Source organism: Butyricimonas faecalis (genome assembly GCF_003991565.1).
In the GTDB taxonomy this organism is placed as follows: domain Bacteria; phylum Bacteroidota; class Bacteroidia; order Bacteroidales; family Marinifilaceae; genus Butyricimonas; species Butyricimonas faecalis.
This window is the reverse complement of the sequence record NZ_CP032819.1, coordinates 2,401,965-2,422,069: the sequence shown is the minus strand read 5'-3', so window position 1 is coordinate 2,422,069 and position 20,105 is coordinate 2,401,965. Positions and strand designations below refer to the sequence as shown.

Here is a 20,105-nt window from a genome sequence, read left to right as displayed (position 1 = left end):
GTGAATATGAAAAAAATTGTATTACACGTGTTTGTAGTAGGAGTTTTCTTTTCATGTATCACCTCCAGAACAAAAAAGTCATGGGTTAACGTGATGTCGATTGAAAAGTCGATGTATGAATTCGATCTTCAGGCTGTTGTAGAACAACAACATGGGGATTCGATAACGTTAAATTCTATTGCACAAAAGATAAATTTTATCCATCTTCAAAGTGGTTGTAGTTCCTGCTTAACGGCTTTGAACCTGATACTGGATAGAGTGGAAGACAAGTTAATCGTATCGTCATTGGGAAGTCCTGTTATGCAGTTTGATAGTGCGGGAAATTATGAAAAGAAACTTGTCGATATCGGTAGGGCGAAAAACGAGATACAGGGTAGGCTGTATCAATGGACTTTCCAGAATAATCAGGTCACGCTTTGCCAGGGGAACAAGATGGTTGCCTGTAACCTGTTAACTGGAAAAATACAAGGATTCTTTTCGAAACAATATTACTATAATGCGATTCTTTTGCGAGACGGTAATTATGTTGCCTTACCTAACTTGGGGCCAGAAATGAAGGATGATCGATACCTTGATTTTCTAGATGCAGGGAATGAGATTGTCAAGTCCGTTTCTTACATGTCATCACGAAATATTTATTATCAGATACCCGATTCATATACGGGACGTTTGGAGACTTACGGTTTGTACCCTTCTTATACGGGAGACGTGTTGTTCAAGGATTTGTTCAATGACACGATTTACAAGATAAAAGATATGGACACGATCATGCCCTATATTTGCTTGAAACGAGGAGATTTGACCCCATCCCCGAGGGATGTGACTGATGAGCCAGCTAATAAAGGATTTATCTTTATTAAAAACGTGGCAGAGAGTGTAAGCTATGTTTTTGTGAACTATTCTTTTCAAGAATCGATGTTTAGTGTAGTTTTTGAAAAATCAACCGGAAGTCCATTGATTATCACGGAAATAGGATTCAAAAATGCCACGTCAATAGTAAATTCCAGGTATTTTATAGATTATGTTACACCGATAGGTAAGAAAATAAAAGTGGGAATTGTTAATGTTCTTGGGGATCGGGTATATTGTGTCGTGAGGACCGAAGATGCTCTTGATTTTATGCCTCAAATGAGCGAGTACGATAATCCGTTAATTCTAGAAGTGATTTTAAAATAGATATTATGCGAAAAAAATTATTATTATTATCCGTGGGATGGCTAGTTTGCAGTTTTGGCGTGGGGCAGAACCCGGTCACAGGTAAGCTAACCCTGGAGGAGGCGATCAAGATCGCTCATGCCCGTTCCCCGCAGGCCCAGATGGTGCAACTCAGTTTCATGTCGCAATACTGGAGTTTTCGTTCCTACAAGGCTCAGTTGTTGCCCTCACTTAATTTAAGCGGGAACCTGGGTAATTATAACCGTTCGCTGGTTGACGTGAGAGACCCGGAAACCGGGCGTATCAGTTACGTGGCAAACAACACCTTGAGTAACGATTTGTCTGTTTACATCAACCAGAAAATCGCGCTTACGGGGGGAAACGTGTCTCTTAACACGTCGCTTGCCCGGCTGGACCAGTTCTCTTACGACACGAAAACTTATAACTCGAATCCGGTCACGATCAATTACACGCAACCGCTACGTTCTTTCAACACGCTGAAATGGCAGAAGAAAACGGAACCCTTGCAGTACGAGAAAGCCAAGAAACAATACTTGGAATCGCTGGAGGGTATAACGCTTCAAACGACCTCTTATTTCTTCTCGGTTTTGTCGGCCCAGACAAGTTACAGGAAAAGCGAGGAGAACTTGAGAGATACCCGCGGCATGTACAAGATCGCTCAACAACGGCATGACATTGGCACGGTGACTAAAAGCGAGTTATTGCAGCTGGAATTGTCCATGATGAACGCGGAGTTAACGGTAAGTAACAGCAAGGTGGATTTGGAGGTGGCGCTTTTTAATTTTAAATCATACTTGGGAGTGGCGGAAAGTACGTTCTTCGAGTTACAACCGCCGATGAACGTGCCGGAAGTGTTCATGGAATACGATTTCGTGTTAAACAAGGCGTTACAAAACTCTTCTCACAACTTGTCGCTTAAAATAAAAGAATTGAACTCGTTGAAAAGCGTGGCTCAGGCCAAAGCAGACCGGGGGATCCAGGTGGAATTGAGGGCTAACCTGGGATTCTCACAAACCGGGGATGACCTGCAAGGAGTGTACAGTCGCTTGAAAGACCGCGAGGTAGTCGGGTTATCCTTGTCCATGCCCATCTACGACTGGGGAATGAGCCGCGGGCGTGTCAAGATGGCTGAAGCGGAGGCTCGCCTGGCCCGGACGGAACTGGAACAAGAGGAGACAAAATTCCAGCAGGATATCCGGATCAAGGTGATGCAATTCAACAATCAAGCCCGGCAGTGTAATATATCAGCCAAAGCCTTACAGGTTGCGGAGGAGCGTTACGATATCACCAAAAAACGTTTCCAGAACGGGGGGATCACGGTAACGGACCTGAACACGGCCCAAAAGGAACTGGATAGTGCCAGCGAGCAGTATATCAATCAACTGCGTACGTTCTGGAACGCTTATTTCGAATTGCGCAAGTTGTCCCTGTACGATTTTATATCCAAAAGAGATATCAGTGCTGAATTTGATAAAATAGTAGAGAAATAGTCACTCGTGAAAATACTAATGATAATGAAAATGAACCTGTATAGAAGCCTGTTGTTGAGCGTGATCGTGCTGGGGGCGATCGCTTGCGGTAACGAAAAAAAGAAAGACGAGAAAGAAATCGGTAAAAGTGAAAGCCAGAGTCCGTTAATCACGGTTGACACGCTAGTGTTGAAAAAACGGACTTTCCAGAAACAGATCGTGTGTAACGGTAAGTTGCGTGCGGTTTTTAAAAGCGATCTCAGTTTTGACGGTACGGGCGTGATTACCGCGATCAACGGAAGTAACGGGGGATACGTGAAAAAAGGATCGGTGTTGGCAACCCTTGATAACAAGGAGGCACTGGTGGAATTGGAAAAGAGTCGTCGAGCCATGGAAAAGGCTAATATAGATTTGCAGGATAAACTGATCGGGCAGGGGTACTCGTCCGACACGACAGGGATTCCGACGGCTATCCTGCGGAATGTGAAGATTTCGTCCGGTTATGATAACGCGATTGATCAGTTGGAGGCAGCAAAACGCCGTTTGGCAAGTTGTTATTTGATTGCTCCTTTCAGTGGGCGTATTGCCAATCTGGATGCCAAGATATATGATCGTTCCGCCAATAAGTTATGTACGTTAATTGACGATTCGTATTTTGATGTCGAGTTCAGTATATTGGAGGCGGAGATCGAAGAGGTGACAAAAGGGCAACATGTGAAGATTATCCCGTTTATTAATGATGAAAAGACGTTTTATGGAGATGTGACAGAGATAAATCCCTTGATTGATGAACACGGACAGGTGAAGATTCGTGCAAGGGTGCGTAATGCTGACCGTTACTTGATGGAAGGGATGAACGTGAAGATTATACTTGAGCGAGAGATTAAGAATAGTTTCGTGGTTCCCAAGGACGCAGTGGTGCTGCGGGATGGTTTCCAGGTGATGTTCTGTTACCGTGAGGGGAAAGCGGTTTGGACGTATGTTGATGTCGTGATGTCGAATATTGATTCTCACGTGATTAAAGGGAGTGAAAAGAAACAGACGGTTATTTCGGAAGAGGATGTTGTTATTACATCCAATAATTTGAATCTTGCCGACGGAACGGATGTGACACCTAATAATAGACGGTAATCATGATAAAGGAATTGTTAAAGCGTCCTATTGGGGTTACCATGAGCGTTGTCGCGATCGTGGTGTTGAGTATCGTGGCGATGGGGTACCTGCCCGTGTCGCTTATGCCCGCTATTGATATCCCGCAGATCACGATCCAGGTGTCGGCTCCCGGTTTGTCGGTTCGGGAGGTGGATAACACGCTTTTGAAACCGTTGAAAAATCAGTTGTCTCAGGTGACCGGATTGAAAAATATAACGGCAGAAGCGCGAGCGGATGCGGGAGCTATATATATGGATTTTGAGCCGAACAGTAATGTTGACATCATTTTTATTGACGTGAACGAGAAGTTGGATCGAGCTGTCGCGACATTACCCAAAGATATAGAACGTCCCAAGGTGATCAAGGCCAGTGTGACCGATATCCCGGCTTTTTATCTTAACCTGTCGTTAAAAAACGTGGCGCCCAAAGAGCATGACAGGCCGCGTGAGGCCGGAATTGATTTCAGTGAACTGGGGCAATTTGCCCGGGATGTTATTTCAAAACGTATCGAACAACTACCACAGACGGCGATGGTTGATATGAGTGGTGTTGTAACCCCCGAGCTACTCTGTATTCCTGATTACACGAAGTTGACTTCTATGGGCGTGGGTATTAATTTGCTTGAAAAGGCGATTAACAATAATAATGTATCCTTAGGAGCATTAAGTATTAAAGACGGAGAATATCGTTACAGTATTCACTTTGATTCCCGGATTATCTCGAAAGAAGATATTGAGAATATATATATCAATCATAACGGGCGAATTTATCAATTCAAAGAGTTGTGTGAAATCGTGGAGCGTCCGGCGAAACGGAACGGTTTGGTACGTAGTGGTGATGATCCGGCTGTTACGTTGGCAATTATAAAACAGAACGATGCCAAGATGGCTGATTTGCAGGAAAGTATTGCCACGTTGATTGCTGATTTGGAGAGGGAATATCCTAATATCCGGTTTGAGTTGACACGGGATCAGACCAAATTGTTATCGTATTCCATGGATAATTTGAGTAGTAATCTATTGGTCGGTGCTATTCTGGCGGCATTAATTATCTTTTTATTTATGAAGGATTTGCGTTCGCCGGTACTGATTGTTATAACCATTCCGTTGTCACTTGTGGTCACGCTTTTGGCTTTTCATGTTTTGGGTATATCTCTGAATATTATATCGCTATCGGGGTTGATTCTCGGGACGGGAATGATGGTCGATAACTCGATTATTGTTATAGATAATATATTTCAGAAGTGGCGATTAGGATTGCGGCTTGATGATGCTATTTCCAGGGCGGTGGGGGAGGTTTTTACCCCGATGTTGAGTAGTGTGCTGACTACTTGTTCCGTTTTTTTGCCGCTGATTTTTTTAAGTGGTACGGCCGGCGCACTTTTCTATGATCAGGCAATGGCCGTGACGGTTGCTTTGTTCGCGTCATTATTGGTGTCGGTGCTTGTTCTGCCCGTGTATTTTTATCTGATGTATCGCAAACGTTCGGCATGGACGGAGAATCGGTTTATCGCAAGATGCTTCACGTTTGACTACTATCGTCCGTACGAGATCGGGTTAAAATGGACGTTACGTCATGGTCGGTTGCTGATTATCGGGTTTGTACTACTTGTTCCTCTTGCTTATTTCGTTTATCAAATGGTGGAGAAGAGTCGCTTGCCTCGTATATCGCATGATGATACGATTTTGACAATTGATTGGAATAGCGGTATTTCTTTGGAAGAAAATGATCTGCGTGTTTATAGACTGTTGGCACAGGTAGATAGTTTTATTTTGCAAACAACTTCGATGGTGGGTGTTCAACAGTTTTTGATGTCACATACCCAAGAGATCACTCCTTCTGAAAGCGTGATCTATATTAAGGCTAAAGATGCCGAGAGCTTGAAACGGATAGAACGGAAAATTTCAGATTACGTGGTTTCGAATTACCCGAAAGCACAAGTTTCTTTTCAAGTTTCCGGCAATATTTTTAATATGATATTCGCGGAAAAAGGAAACACGCTTGTTGCAAGATTGCATAGTAAGGAAGGACAGGCTCCGACGGTAGAGCAGGTAACTCGTGTGGTCAACAAGATAGAAAAAGCCCTGCCGGACGTGTTGATCCCTCCGGCGATGATGGAACAGAATATTCGTTATATTGCTGATGTGGAGGCAATGGCAATCCATGAGGTCACGTTCGGTGATGTTTACGCGAAAATGAAAAATATGATTAGCCAGAATACCTTGTTTCGTATTAATCAAGGGGGGTATTCCGTTCCCGTGACCACGGGTGATACGCGGGCCGAGGCATCGGATATTTTGTCGGGCAAGGTGCGTAATCGTAATGGGGTTGAAATTCCTCTCTCAATGGTAATCAACGAGACAAAAGGCGAGGATTTTAAGAAACTTTATTCCGGTAGTGGGGGGGATTATTACCCGGTTGTTATAGATGTGGACGATGCTGACGTGAAACGGGTGATGGAGACGGTAGAAGAGGTTGTTAAGGAGGATAAGGACTTTTTCGTGACCTTTACGGGAGAGTATTTTTCGAGTCGGGAGAGTATTCGGGAGTTGATCGTTATCCTGTTGGTTGCTATTTCGTTACTCTATTTTATTCTTGCGGCCCAGTTTGAAAGTATCATACAGCCGCTTATTATTCTATCAGAAATTGTGGTTGATATTTTCTTCGTTTTGTTTGGGCTTTGGATATTTGGCGAGAGTTTGAATATCATGTCAATGATAGGTTTGGTCGTGATGAGTGGCATTATTATCAATGATTCTATTCTGAAAGTGGATACGATTAATCGCCTTCGTAAAAACGGAATGCCGTTACTAAAGGCGGTTTTTGTCGCTGGTCACAGTCGGTTAAAACCGATCATCATGACCTCGCTGACGACGATACTGGCTATTGCTCCCTTCTTGAACCGGGTGGATATGGGGTCAGACCTGCAATACCCGTTGTCTCTTTCTATTATTATCGGTATGAGTGTCGGGACGATTGTCAGTTTGTTCTTTATACCGTTGATTTATTATGTGATCTACCGTAAACACTGATTTTATGAGTAATGATATAAAGAAAAAGGGATTTTTAGAACGTATTCCCACCTTTTCACTTATTTTGATAATGGCGGTGTTGATGGTGGTGGGAGGTGCTTTGATACCTCTGTTACGAATCTCTTACCATCCATCCTCGGAACAGGGGAAAAGGTTGAGTATCTCGTTTAGTTGGCCCGGGGCATCACAACGGGTCATAGAGCAGGAAATTACTTCTAAAGTGGAGGGATTGGTTGCCTCGGTGGTGGGCGTGGAGAAAACTTCTTCCGTGTCATCACGAGGAAACGGAAGAGTGACTGTCGTGCTCAAGGAGAAAGCTAACGTATCGGCCGTGCGTTTTGAAATATCATCATTGCTGAAACAGATTGCCGGGAAATTACCGGAGGGTGTGGGTGGTCTTTATTTACAAGGAGGAAATATCGGGGGAGGGCTTCGACAGAACACACGACAGGTCTTGTCTTATATCATCAATGCCGATATGGACCCCGCTAATATAAAAGACTATGTCGAGCGTAATATTAAACCTTATTTAACACAGATCGATTACGTGCGGGATGTGTCGGTCGGGGGGGCTATGCCACTTTATCTGGATATTGAGTATAACCCGATAGAATTGCAGCGGTATGGTCTTGAATCTAATGTTATCGTGTCGGGACTTCAGAACTTTTTGGGACAACGTTCTATTGTCGGGGATGTTGATCGAATTGATCGTGACGGGAATAAAGAGCGTATTACTTTATTATTAGAGACCGAGCGGTTGGGGCCGGATATAGGTAAAACTCCTTTGGCAACAATAGATGGTAAAATTATCTATTTGAATGATGTTGCTAAATTTGATTACAAAAAGCGACAAGAAACCAGCTTTTATCGTATCAATGGTTTGAATACGATTTACTTGAGCATTTTTGCAGACACGGAGACAAATATTATTAAAGCATCCGCGGAAATTCGAGAGCGAATGGAAAAGATTCAAGCAAATTTGACGGATGGATTTTACGTGACACTCACGAATGATGCTGCTAAGGAGGTACGGGAGGAACTTGTGAAATTGGTTAAACGTACTTTTTTATGTTTGGCGATATTGTTCCTGTTTGTTTGGATTGTTAGTCGGAGCAGACGTTATCTTTCTGTTATAGCGATTTCATTATTTGCCAACGTGTTGATAGCCGTTATTTTTTATTACTTGTTTGATGTTGAGCTTAACTTGATTTCGTTGGCGGGTGTTGCTGTCTCGTTGGGTATTATGATCGATACTGTTATTGTGATGGTTGATCATTATAGCTATTACCACAATCGGAGTGCTTTTATCGCTATTTTGGCAGCATTGCTTACTACAATCGGTTCATTGGTGATCGTCTTTTTTATGCCCGATTACGTGAAAGGTGCGTTGAATCATTTTTCCACGATTATTATTATTAACCTGGTTGTGGCATTGTTTGTGGCTCTCTTTTTCGTGCCTGCAATTATTGATCATAACGGGTTGTGTTGTCGGCAGGCAAAGAAAAGTTGTAAGCGTTTAAAAAGAATCGTGAGGTGGAGTCGGTTTTATACCCGCTATATTACTTTTACACAGAAACGGAAATGGATATATATTACCATTTTCGTACTTGCATTTGGAATCCCGGTGCATTTGCTACCTTCTAAATTAGGTAAAAGTGATTATTATTACCGAGTGGAAGAAAAACAAGAGATGGCGTGGTATGAAGATCTTTATAATAAGACTATAGGGAGTAATTTTTATCAGGGAACTTTACGCCAGCCATTGGAAAAGGTATTTGGTGGGACATTACGGCTTTTTTCATCTATCCAGTCATCACGTACTTTTTCTCAACGGGAACGGGAGGTGAAACTTTATATCTCTGCTCAATTGACAGAAGGGGATGATGCCGGAGTGCTTAATCAAAAGATGTGGCAAATGGATCGTTTTTTAGCCAAATTCAAGGAGATAAAACGTTTCGTGACCCGAGTGGATGGTAAAAGCGGTTCCATCGAGGTAGAATTTACCGATGAACACAAGGATGGGACTTTTCCTCAATATCTGGAATCACAGGTTATTCGAGAGGCTTTGTTGATTGGCGGTGTCGATTGGAGTACAACGGGTGTTAGTGAACGGGGATTTTCCAATTCGCTGGGATTGGGACATAAATCACATCGAATCGGTTTGAGCGGGTATAATTATGATCGTTTGTATAAGTATGCGGAAATGGTGGCCGAGAAGGTCAAGGCCAATAAACGAGTGAATGACGTGGGAATCGAGTTGGGAAGTTCTGATTATTGGCAATCGCAAGGAGAACCGACTTCGGAGATGTATATCAAATATGATATGGAAAAAATTGCTCTTAACCGTTTGAATTTGAGACAATGTTATTCAACTTTGGCCGCACTGATGGATGAGGGAACAGTTGGTACGTATCGGAATAAAGATCAACGGATTGCAATTGATTATCATTCTTCGGAACGTGATAAGTTTGATGTGTGGCATTTGATGAACAGTTATTTAACTGCAGGAGATCGGCAGATTTGTTATGCTAATATCGGAGAGATAGGAAAACGAAATGCTGCTGCACGAATTACGAAAAATAATCAGGTATATTCGTTGCAGGTGGCTTTTAATTTTATGGGATCGTATGATTTGTCGGATAAGTTTATCAAAAAGACAACCGAAGAGATTAATGCTATTTTGCCTGTCGGTTTCCGGACGGTTAACCAGAGTTTCGGGTGGTACGATGATAGAGGTTCCCAATATTGGTTAATTCTGTTGATTGTTGTGATAATCTTTTTTACCTGCTCGATACTGTTTGAGTCTCTGCGGCAGCCTCTTGTGATTATCTCGTTGATTCCTATCTCGTTTATAGGTACTTTCCTAACATTTTATTTCTCAAGGGTAAATTTTGGAACGGGTGGTTTTGCATCACTTGTTTTGTTGAGTGGTTTGGTGGTGAATGCGGCAATTTACGTGATTAATGAATATAATGGTTTCGTAAACAGAAATCTTGGACGGCTAAATCGGATTAACCCGGTTCGACTTTACGTGAAGGCTTATAACCATAAGATTATTGCCGTGCTATTAACTATTATATCAACGGTACTTGGCTTGATCCCATTTTTGATTGATGGACCGAAAGCAGAAGAGTTTTGGTTTTCATTCACCATTGGAACAATCGGGGGACTACTATTTTCAATAATAGCTTTAGTATTTTTTATGCCGATATTGATGCCATTTTCTAGTTATTTAAAAAAGAAGCAACATGAATAGATTAGAGGAAAATAGCAATTTAAGACTATGGTTTATTCAACGTAAAAATAGGACTGTTTTTTTGTTGAGTTCCAAATAAAAAGTTTTGGTGTTTTTGATGGGTTGGTAATTTTATCCATGTATTCATTTGGAGGTAAGTGATCATAAATGAGCCGTCTTTTTATTTTTTAAAAGAAACAACAAGATGTATAGATTACGTGAACCGAGACTTTCGCGTAGAGATTTGTATGCGTTTTTCTTTAGAGTTTTAACCGTGTTGACAGAAATATCAAGAGTTTCGGCAATCTCGTTATTGTTTTTACCATCTAGGCTGACAAGAATGACTTCCCGGGTTTGAGGAGGAAGTTGATCTATCGCGGCCCGTAAAATGCGGAGGGTCTCCTGGTAGGTCACCTCTTCCAGGTAAAATTGCTCTTCTGCTTCCTCGTCTTCGATTTTTACCTCTTGGAAATACTGGTGTTCAATTTTTTTATGTTTTAAATGATTCAGGCAAAGATTGCGAGTCGTCGTGTAAAGGAAAGATTTGGCTTTTTCAATGACTTCGAAATCTTTACGCCTTTCATATAATTTGATGAATGCATCTTGTGTAAAATCCCGGGCAATGGCATCATTTTCCGTGTATTTTCGGGCAAATTGAAATACAGGTTCAAAATATTCTTGGAAAAAGAATTTAAAATTGTTGTTGTTTATCAACATCTTATCCATTGCACGAATTTTTGTATGCACAAATGTATAATTTTTTTGTGATTTTATTCACCCACTTTAAAAAGTCAGTTGTTATAGGGGCAAAATAAGCGATAGATTTATGAATCGATTGACAGAACGATATAAAATAGCCCGGTTGATAGCCCGAAAAGTATCCGGTACGATTTCGGAAGAAGAAGCCGACGAGTTGGAGGCTTGGGTAGGATCGTCCGCTAGATATCGGGAAGAAGTAACCCGCATCGAGAGTAGGCTAAGAGAAGATATCCGGCAGGGGCGCGAGTTAAATATGACAGGCGAATGGGATATGTTCCAGCAAAAATTGTCTCGTAAACGTTCTATACGTTGGTGGAGGTATTCTGCCGCGATTGTGGTGGTAGGCGTGTGTGCCATATTTGTGTTACAACTTCGGGAGACGAAAACGTCTGTACAGATCGCTCGATCCGTGGAGAACAACGTGAAGGAGTACAAGGCTAAATTAATTCTGGATGACGGAAGTCTCGTGAATATTACTGATACAACACGTCACGTGGTTATTGCAGGAGCGGGGACAAATATCATGGCCTCGGGGAGTGGGTTAAGATACGAGTCGGGGGATTCACTACTCCTTTCTACCCCTGTGAAATACAATACGCTGATCGTTCCCCGGGGAGGAGAATATGAGTTGTTACTGGCGGATGGTACACGGGTATGGATGAATTCTGAATCCAAACTGGTCTACCCGGTGCAGTTCCCCGGTGAACGGCGGGAGGTGGAGATGGAAGGGGAGGTATGTTTCCTAGTGGCAAAAAATGAACGACAACCTTTTATCGTGAAAACGAAAGGGGTATCTGTCGAAGTGTTGGGAACCTTTTTTAACGTGGAAGCCTACCCGGAGAATCAGGCAATCACAACGACGTTAGTGGAGGGACGCGTGAACGTGTCCGATGGCCAACGCCATTATATCATGTCTCCGAACCAGCAAGTAGTTGCAGGAGAGGGTGAGTTCGTCATTCGTGATGTCGATGCGGCAGAAGTGGTGCGTTGGATTGAGGGAGTGTGTTATTTCTCGGAGGCCTCGTTGGAGAACATTATGGATAAACTGGCGCGATGGTATGATGTGGAGGTGTTCTTTGCCAGTGAGTCAGCTAAGGAGGCCCATTTCTCGTTGGAGATTGAACGCTATGATAACATAGCGACCGTGTTGTCGAAAATAGAGAAAACCGGGCGGGTGAAATTTAAAATTAACGGGCGAATCATAACCGTGGAAGAATAAAAAAGCAGAAAGTACTGGCATACCTTCCGCTTTTTATTAAATATCAACCTCCAAGGCAATGGAGATTTTGTTTAATGTTATCAACAAAAGTATGAAAAAAAAATGGAGAAACAGCGATTTCTGTCGAAGGAAATTGCCTAGAATGTTTATTATTATGAAGACGTGGTTTGTGTTACTATTTGTGTGTACGATGCATCTGAACGCATCAAACCTCTATTCGCAGCAGAAGAAAATGGATATTTCCATGAAAAACGCTTCTCTCGTGGACGTGTTCCGCTATATCCGGCAGAACAGCGACTACACGTTCGTGTACGATAGCGATGCCGTGAAACAGATGAAGACGGTTTCGCTCGACATGAAAAACGTGGCAATAGAAGAGATTTTGGAGCAATGTTTTAAGGGAAGTCCGTTTGTTTATTTGATAGAGGGGAATTTGGTGATTGTGAAGGAGCAGAAAGGTGAACAACAGCAAGCGAAGAGTATTCGGGTAAAAGGTTTCGTGTATGACATGAAGAAACAACCGATACCGGGCGTGACGGTAAAAATTGTTGGAGTATCCTTGGGAACGGCAACGAATGAAAAGGGATGGTTTGCCTTGGATTTGCCTATGACGAAAGGCGTGTTGGAGTTTTCCTTTGTGGGATATAAGAGTAAAACGGTAGAGTTTACAGAAAAAACGACCAAGGATACATTGCGGATCACGTTAGAGGAAGAAGTTCAAGCGTTGGATGAAGCGATTGTGGTAGCGTATGGAACCACCACGAAACGGGAAACGACGGGTTTGATTTCCGTGATCAAGGGGGATGATTTGAAAGGTATTCCTTCGGCAAATATTGCGAGCTTGTTGCAAGGGCGTGTTGCCGGAATGGATATTACGCAAATGTCCGGTTCTCCGGGAGGAGGAGGTACATCCATCGTTATTCGTGGCTATAACTCGTTGGATGTGGAACAAGGACGTCGATTCTCGAATCCGCTTTGGGTCGTTGATGGGGTGCCGTTGAACTCGTTCTCTTCTCCGGTAACCGGAACAAACTTGTTAGCGGATATTAACCCGGACATGATCGAATCTGTGCAAGTATTGAAAGATGCTTCTGCAGCTTCGCTTTACGGTTCTCGTGCGGCTAATGGTGTAATTATTGTGACGACAAAAAAGGGGAAAAAAGAACAAGATGCTACTTTTTCTGTGAATGTTTCTCAAAGTTGGGGCCAATTACCTCGTCTTCCGGGAGTGACAATCGGTCGCTTGGAACGAGAGATGCGTTTGTTGGCGACTCAAAGAAGTTTTGTTGCTTATTTGGATCCTGAAACAAAAATGTATAGATATCCTGTTTCCTTGAAAGAAGTTTATGATACACGTAAAGGATCGATAGATGGGTATTGGATACCGGCTCCGGGAACGGACACGAATAATGGACTATGGCGGCAGGATAGTTTGAATCCTTTCTATAATAATGCTACGAATTTTTTCCCGATGTATTATGAAACAGCCAAAATCATGAATGCTAATATTCAAGCCTATGGTGGAAGTGAACGCATGATGTACGGTTTGGGTTTAGGGTATTATGATGAGGGAGGAATTTTAAAGGGTACCGGTTACAAAAGGGTGGATTTAAATGCCAATCTGAATGTAATACCGGTAAAACGTTTTAATGTGGATTTGCGTTTTAACGCTTCTCTCGTCAATCGGAAACGAGGAACTAATGCTGGAGGAATGTTATCTTCAGCTCCTTCTGTTGAAACGGTGCCTGGAGACCCGTTTGAGTTGAGTACGCTGATGCCTGGTGCAGGATCGGTAGCTTGGAATGCCGCACTTGAAAACTTACGAGGAACCAAAGAAAGCAATCGTAATATTCGTTTGCGTACGAATTTTAAATTGTCGTATCAAATCGTAGATGGATTGGATCTTTCTACTTCACTTTCAGCTGATTATTCGATAGCTCGTCGTAATTATTTTCAACCGTCTTATTTGGATAATGATGGATATTCCCTGAGTGTTGGAGAAACAGGAATTAATTTGATGGTATTAAATGAGAATTTGTTATCTTACAAGAAACAGTTTGGAGAAGAGCATAAACTATCTTTTATGGCGGGACTTTCCTATCAATATGACCAAATGGAATATAATGGAGGTTACGCGAAGAATTCGCCTAGTAATAAAATTTATTACGCTCCAAGTGGCTTACCATCCTATGGAACTCAAGAGAGTCATGGTACAACACGGGTTATTGTATTCAAATCTTATCAATCCGATATGCAGGAAAAAGCCCTAGTTTCTTATTTCGGACGTTTGGAGTATAGTTTCCGGGATAAATATTTGTTTACGATGGCTTATCGTCGGGATGGAAGTTCTACATTTGGAGCAAATCATCGTTGGGGAAGTTTCCCGTCCGTGGCAGTTGGATGGTCCTTTTCGGAAGAATCTTTTATTAAAGATCGTTTAGGTTGGTTGTCTTTTGGTAAAATTCGTGCTAGCTGGGGACGTTCTGGAATGCATTTTGATTATCCTTATCTGGCATTGGGAATCGTTGAAAATGGTCCTAATTACGAAGGCAATGGTACGTTGACGCCCAACTTCCTTGACGGAATGTATAATGAAGACCTTTCATGGGAAAATACGGATCAGTACGATATTGGATTAGATCTGGATTTTTTTAACTATCGTTTAGGAGTAGTCTTGGATTATTATTACCGTTATACGGATGACATGTTAATGCAGGTGCCACTATCTTCTCCCAATATGTATTCATTACAGTGGCGTAATGCTGCCGCAATCTCAAACGAGGGAGTGGAAATTTTAGTCAAAGGAGATATTCTTTCTAAGCCGGATTTGTATTGGAGAGTATCTGTTAATTGGGCAAAGAATTGGAACCGTTTCCGCAAATCGTATAGTGGCTTTGATGAAAATGGTTGGATCATCGGTAAACCGCTAAATGGTATTTACGTGATGAAGACGAATGGATTTGTGAATGAGCAAAATGAATTACCTATTGAATATAATAATAGTCAGGGATGGAGAAGTTATACACATGGAGGAGATCCCACACTTTATTTTAAACCGGGTGATTTGAAATTTGTGGATGTGAATGGAGATGGCGTTTGTGACTATAAGGATCTTGTGTATGCGGGTAGTGCTTTACCTTTTTGCAATGGAGGAATTGTTAATGAATTGCGATGGAAAAATTGGGATATGGCTTTTTCCGTGGTTTATCAGCTGGGACGTCATGTGATAAATACTCTTCCATTTAATAATTTTCGATCAGGAGCGAATCCTTTTGTGATGGATATAGGGGGTACTAAATTCTGGGAAAAACCTGGAGATGATGCAGAATACCCGAGTTGGGAAAATGCACTTTTAGATCATTTTAATGCAAAGTGTGATCGTTATGTAGAAAAAGTCAATTGGTTAAAAATGAAAACGTTAACGGTTGGATATACGATGCCTGAGAGATGGATGAAAAAATTGGGGATGAAAGAATTGCGTGTATTTGCTAGTGGGGAAAATCTTTTTACATGGGATAATTATTCTGGTTTAGATCCTGAAACAGTGAATATAACTTCCGGTAATGATGCTGGACGGAATTACCCGTTAGCCCGAAAATGGACATTAGGTTTAACGCTTAAATTCTAAAAGATATGAAAAGAAATCTAATTATATTGTTACTGTGTTGTTGTTTCATGGCTTGTGATGATCTTTTGGATATGAACCCGGAAAATTCGGTTACTTTTAAGAATGCTTATGAAACAGAAAATGATATTGAGGCAGCAGTTAGATTATGTGCACAAAAATTGAGAGAATCTCACGGGTCTAGGAACGAGTATATGGGACACTATGCGGACTCCGTGGCATCAGAGACTTTGTTTGCGGAGAGAAATTTGGACCCCGCTCAATTTCGTAGTGGATATTGGACCTCTTGGTATGAGTTAATAGGGGCTGCAAATGTGGTATTACACTATACCGATCAAATTAATGTTTCACAGGAAAGAAAGAATTTTTATAAAGGACAAGGACATTTTTATCGGGCGATAGCTTATTGGCGTTTAGTGCAAACTTGGGGAGATTGTGTGATTATCGGTGATGATGCGAAACTAGAAACTGCATTCCCGAAATCTTCATGGTCCGAAGTCTTGGATTATACGATTAATGAGGTGCGGCAGGCAGTAGCATTACTTCCTGAATATGATAAAATTCAAGATTCACAAGGAAATGTACCTGAATACAAAAATGTACCTTGTAAAGGTGCCGCGAATGCCTTACTCGCGCATTTGTGTGCAATGAAGGCTGGCTGGAAGTGGTTTGCTCGTCCGGAAGATCAGAATTTCAATGAGCAGGAATACTGGGAAGAAGCGGAAAAGGCTTGTACGAGTATTATTGGCAGTGAAACTGCTCAATCAGCTGGAATTTATCACTTGGTGGCAACCCCCGAGGAAGTAAGTACAGTCGTGTTTAAAGGTAAATCTACGGAAAGTATTTTTGAAATGCGTTATGCTCCCTATTGGGATGAAATAGGGAAGAACATGGATAGTGAGTATTATACCACTTATTTGGATTCATGGGCATTAACTTATTGTTATTGGGTTTTGCTAGTGGAAATTAATGGTTCGGGGCTTGATTGCATTAAAGATCAAAAACAATTAATTCGTGCATCAACAGTTGATAAATGGTTCCCTAAGGGAGATTTGCGTCGAGAAACTTATTTCTGGAAATTGGATTCCATGAACCATGATACATTGCGTTACGTGACTGGGGGATTTGCGTATCCTTATCTTTTTAGAGATCTTAACGTGAAAACGACAAGTGGAAATAAAGGACGTTTTGATCATTTTAATTATAATGCTGTATTTTGGCGTTTGGCGGATATATATCTTTTGCGGGCAGAATGTCGTTCTCGCTTGAATAAAAGAGATGAAGCTATTGCTGATTTAAATGCCGTGCGAGCTCGGGCGCAAGCAAAAATGTATGATGCGTCGGAATATGCCGATACAGAATATGCCGATAAACTGCGATATGCCATTTTTAAAGAGCGAGAAAAGGAGTTGTTATTTGAAAGACAACGTTATTTTGATGTCCTTCGTAATGGCGAAGAGTACGTGAGAAGAGAGCTTTCTGAAGGGTTTAAAGAAATTCCACTTCAGGATATTGTTGATGGATGTGTATTTATGGCAATTGCTCCGGGGTCTTTTGGAAGAAATACAGCGTTGCGTCAGAATACATGGTGGAATAGGTATATGTAATTTAAAATGTAAAATTTGAAATGGAAACGATGTTTAAAATATTGATAAGTTTTCTGTTGGTAGGAGTGTTAAGTTCTTGCGAAACGAAACAAGACGTGTGGGACACGGGTACATGTTCGCCTTATCATGATTGTTCGATCATGGAATATTTACGGGGAGATAAATATAATTGGGAATTGACTGTTGAATTGATAGAACAGGCAGATTTAACAGATTTGTTCGAGGGACAAGTGGATTCTTTACCGGAAATCACGTTTTGGGGAATTCCGAGTTATTCTGTACTGCGTTACTTGTTTGATAAAGGATTAGAAAGCGTACAGGAAATAAATAAAGAAACAGCTCGAGAACTCGTGTTGAAACATGTGGTTAAAGGGAAAATTCTTCAAGAAGATATAGCGGAGCGGGATGAGAATTATTATATTTATGAAGCAGAGCAAACCGGAGGAACTGATTTATATACACTTAAAGGCTCGCATTTGAGAGCTTACGTGGATATTGATGATTATATGTTTGTGCCGAACGGTGGAGCCGCTCATTTGTTTTTGTATTCCTTTACTGCAAAAACAATGGTGCCTCTTTCTAGTCCGAATATACAACCATTGAATGGGGTAGTTCATGCATTGAATTATAATTATGTGTTGGGAAAAATATAAGAGTGTTGAATGTGAATTAAGAATTTAAAAATGATGAAAACTTTCATATTATTAATAGGAATACTGGCTAGTATATCGATGGCGTCATGTCATGATATCACTGTCGGTTATTTGTCTACGGAAAATGCTAGTTATGATCCTGATACATTGGAAATAAGACGAGAGTTAATGATTGATTCTACTAAGAATCCTCAGTGGGAACGTTATTGGGGGTGGGCAGAAAGAGACTATTTGATTTTTGGTTTTAGTTCTCCGGAAGAATATATGAGTGCGATGTTTCCAAAAGTGCAGCAATGGAATTATAGTGAAGATTATGAAAGATGGAAATTGCAAATACCATGGTTAAGCACAAAAATTCAAGGTGTGAAAGGGACACAACAAATATATGTGCGAATTAAAGATATCAAATCTTCTGACGGGGATGTTGAAATTATGCAACAATTATTAACCGTAAGAGGAGATGGCATGTTTAAATTACCACCAGATGCTTCTTCCATTCCCGTTGGACGTTATGTAATATCATTGAATATTAGCAATGAAGGATATTCTCATGATGTGGATGATGTTTTTACAATAATTGTAAAATAAATTTGGTTAGAGTTTTAATTATTTGATAATGAAACAAATATTGTTATTAACCGTGACTTTTATCGTGATGGTAATTGACGGTTATGCTCAAGAAGGATTTCAGATATCTGGAAAAGTAGCCAATATGCCAGATGGAACAATTTGGTTGTTCGGACGTACAAATCCAAATTCGTTAGATACTTTGGGAAAGGCAGAATTGAAAGCTGGATGTTTTGAATTGAACGGGAAAACCCCGTCAGGTTGTTTAGCTTTAATTGTTATGACGGATATGCAGACGGGTTTCCAGTTAATGTTGGAAAATACGAAGTACACGTTAAATATGGATGAAAATGGAAAGGTAAAGATTGAGGGGGGGAAAGCGCAACATTTATTTCAACAATTTGATGAAATAAACCGGAGTATCGCAGAAAAACGACAAGCGACAGAAAAAGCGGCTCAATCGGTTCGATCTCAAGAACAGATGGTGTCGTTGCAAAATGGCTATAATTCTTTTGTCAAAAAGGCTGTAGATAAGCAATTGGATCTGATTCGTGGGAACGGTGATTGTTTCGTTTCTGCTTATATTTTGGCAGGAATGATGCAAAATACACCTTTGGAAATCTTACAAGAATTGTACGGGAAATTTTCTGAAGAAGTGAAAGACGGGTATTATGGAAAATTGATCGCGGGGCAGATTACACATTTGGAACAGATTTCAGTGGGTGCCATCGCCCCGAATTTTACCGTGATGACCCCGGTGGGCGACACCATTTCATTGCATTCTATACCGGGAAAGGTAAAATTGGTAGATTTCTGGGCATCATGGTGTGCGCCTTGTCGCAAGGAGAACCCGAACCTGGTGAAGCTTTACGAGGAATATCATTCGAAAGGATTCGAGGTGTTCAGTGTTTCACTAGATACCGATAAAGCGGCTTGGGAAAAAGCGATAACTGAAGACAAGTTGCCTTGGAAGCAGGGTTCGGAATTGTTGCAAGTACCGCAAGTCGCGATTACGTATGCTATCAAAGCAATTCCGCATACGATTTTATTGGATGAGCATAACCGGATTATCGCGAAGGATATCCGGGGGAAAGAGTTGAGAAAAAAGGTGGCGGAGTTGTTGAAATGAGAAAGCGTGCTTGCTCGTAATACTTAGAATGTAATTCATTATACTTATGTTAATACCAGAGACTTTTCTTTAGGCGTGTAGAACTGTTCTCTGGTATTTTCAATTTGTAGCCTCTTAGTCGTTATTTTCCAAGAAAGAGATTTCTTGCTTTCAGCCCACTTCCCCCGCTCGCACCTGTTCCGTGGGAGAATAATAAGTGTTTATCCTGAATTAATGTAGAATATAGTTATCAAAGTTGCATCATATTGCTATCATAATGCGAGCCGCTCCCATTCCCCTCCCATTCCGCTCCCATTCTCCTCCTATTAAAATAGGAGAAAATTATCAGAAAAATGGTAAATGTGTATGTTGAGATGGGTCGATGATAAGAATATGGTAGCTGGCTGATGGTTACATAGGGTATTAATTCTGCTTGAATTGTGTTCTTGTTGGGGAGAAGTTCTGTTTAAAGAGGAATTTCTTTTTGGGGGAGAAGTGGAGGA

Annotated in this window: 12 protein-coding genes; 11 read left to right on the top strand and 1 reads right to left on the bottom strand. The window is 41.3% G+C overall.

Translation table 11 applies throughout. From position 1 onward, the window contains the following. Positions 1 to 6 precede the first annotated feature (6 nt). Genes D8S85_RS10580 through D8S85_RS10560 form a run of 5 tightly spaced genes read left to right on the top strand, consistent with a single transcriptional unit; the run spans position 7 to position 10,085 of the window. Positions 7 to 1,176, top strand: a complete 1,170-nt coding sequence (locus D8S85_RS10580; protein WP_158641553.1) for a 6-bladed beta-propeller — start codon at positions 7 to 9, stop codon at positions 1,174 to 1,176. A gap of 5 nt (positions 1,177 to 1,181) precedes the next feature. Then, positions 1,182 to 2,666, top strand: a complete 1,485-nt coding sequence (locus D8S85_RS10575) for a TolC family protein (protein ID WP_106480675.1) — start codon at positions 1,182 to 1,184, stop codon at positions 2,664 to 2,666. A gap of 24 nt (positions 2,667 to 2,690) precedes the next feature. Continuing rightward, the gene (locus D8S85_RS10570) at positions 2,691 to 3,776 is read left to right on the top strand and encodes an efflux RND transporter periplasmic adaptor subunit (protein WP_228423191.1); all 1,086 of its coding nucleotides are present in this window, start codon (positions 2,691 to 2,693) and stop codon (positions 3,774 to 3,776) included. A gap of 2 nt (positions 3,777 to 3,778) precedes the next feature. Beyond that, complete coding sequence (locus tag D8S85_RS10565; protein ID WP_106480674.1) at positions 3,779 to 6,829, top strand: efflux RND transporter permease subunit; 3,051 nt, start codon at positions 3,779 to 3,781, stop codon at positions 6,827 to 6,829. A 4-nt stretch (positions 6,830 to 6,833) separates the two neighbouring features. Then, the gene (locus D8S85_RS10560) at positions 6,834 to 10,085 is read left to right on the top strand and encodes an efflux RND transporter permease subunit (RefSeq protein WP_127075046.1); all 3,252 of its coding nucleotides are present in this window, start codon (positions 6,834 to 6,836) and stop codon (positions 10,083 to 10,085) included. A 141-nt stretch (positions 10,086 to 10,226) separates the two neighbouring features. Here the strand turns inward: D8S85_RS10560 and D8S85_RS10555 are convergent, their stop codons facing one another. Continuing rightward, on the bottom strand, positions 10,227 to 10,790 hold the full coding sequence (locus D8S85_RS10555) for an RNA polymerase sigma factor (RefSeq protein ID WP_106480672.1): 564 nt from the start codon (positions 10,788 to 10,790) through the stop codon (positions 10,227 to 10,229). Between the two features lie 100 nt (positions 10,791 to 10,890). Here D8S85_RS10555 and D8S85_RS10550 point away from each other — a divergent pair, with 100 nt between their 5' ends. The 6 genes from D8S85_RS10550 to D8S85_RS10525 all read left to right on the top strand — a co-directional run bounded on the left by D8S85_RS10550 (position 10,891) and on the right by D8S85_RS10525 (position 19,623). Continuing rightward, positions 10,891 to 12,042, top strand: coding sequence for a FecR family protein (locus D8S85_RS10550; RefSeq protein WP_127075045.1), 1,152 nt, complete (start codon positions 10,891 to 10,893; stop codon positions 12,040 to 12,042). A 154-nt stretch (positions 12,043 to 12,196) separates the two neighbouring features. Continuing rightward, positions 12,197 to 15,670: a SusC/RagA family TonB-linked outer membrane protein gene (locus tag D8S85_RS10545; RefSeq protein ID WP_240648936.1), complete on the top strand. Its 3,474-nt coding sequence runs from the start codon at positions 12,197 to 12,199 to the stop codon at positions 15,668 to 15,670. Between the two features lie 5 nt (positions 15,671 to 15,675). Continuing rightward, positions 15,676 to 17,274: a RagB/SusD family nutrient uptake outer membrane protein gene (locus D8S85_RS10540; protein ID WP_106480670.1), complete on the top strand. Its 1,599-nt coding sequence runs from the start codon at positions 15,676 to 15,678 to the stop codon at positions 17,272 to 17,274. Positions 17,275 to 17,294: 20 nt separating this feature from the next. Further along, positions 17,295 to 17,927, top strand: a complete 633-nt coding sequence (locus tag D8S85_RS10535) for a fasciclin domain-containing protein (protein ID WP_228423189.1) — start codon at positions 17,295 to 17,297, stop codon at positions 17,925 to 17,927. Between the two features lie 30 nt (positions 17,928 to 17,957). Next, positions 17,958 to 18,515, top strand: coding sequence for a hypothetical protein (locus tag D8S85_RS10530; RefSeq protein ID WP_106480669.1), 558 nt, complete (start codon positions 17,958 to 17,960; stop codon positions 18,513 to 18,515). A 28-nt stretch (positions 18,516 to 18,543) separates the two neighbouring features. Next, entirely contained in the window at positions 18,544 to 19,623 is a 1,080-nt protein-coding gene (locus tag D8S85_RS10525) for a TlpA disulfide reductase family protein (protein ID WP_106480668.1), read from the top strand. Positions 19,624 to 20,105 lie beyond the last annotated feature (482 nt).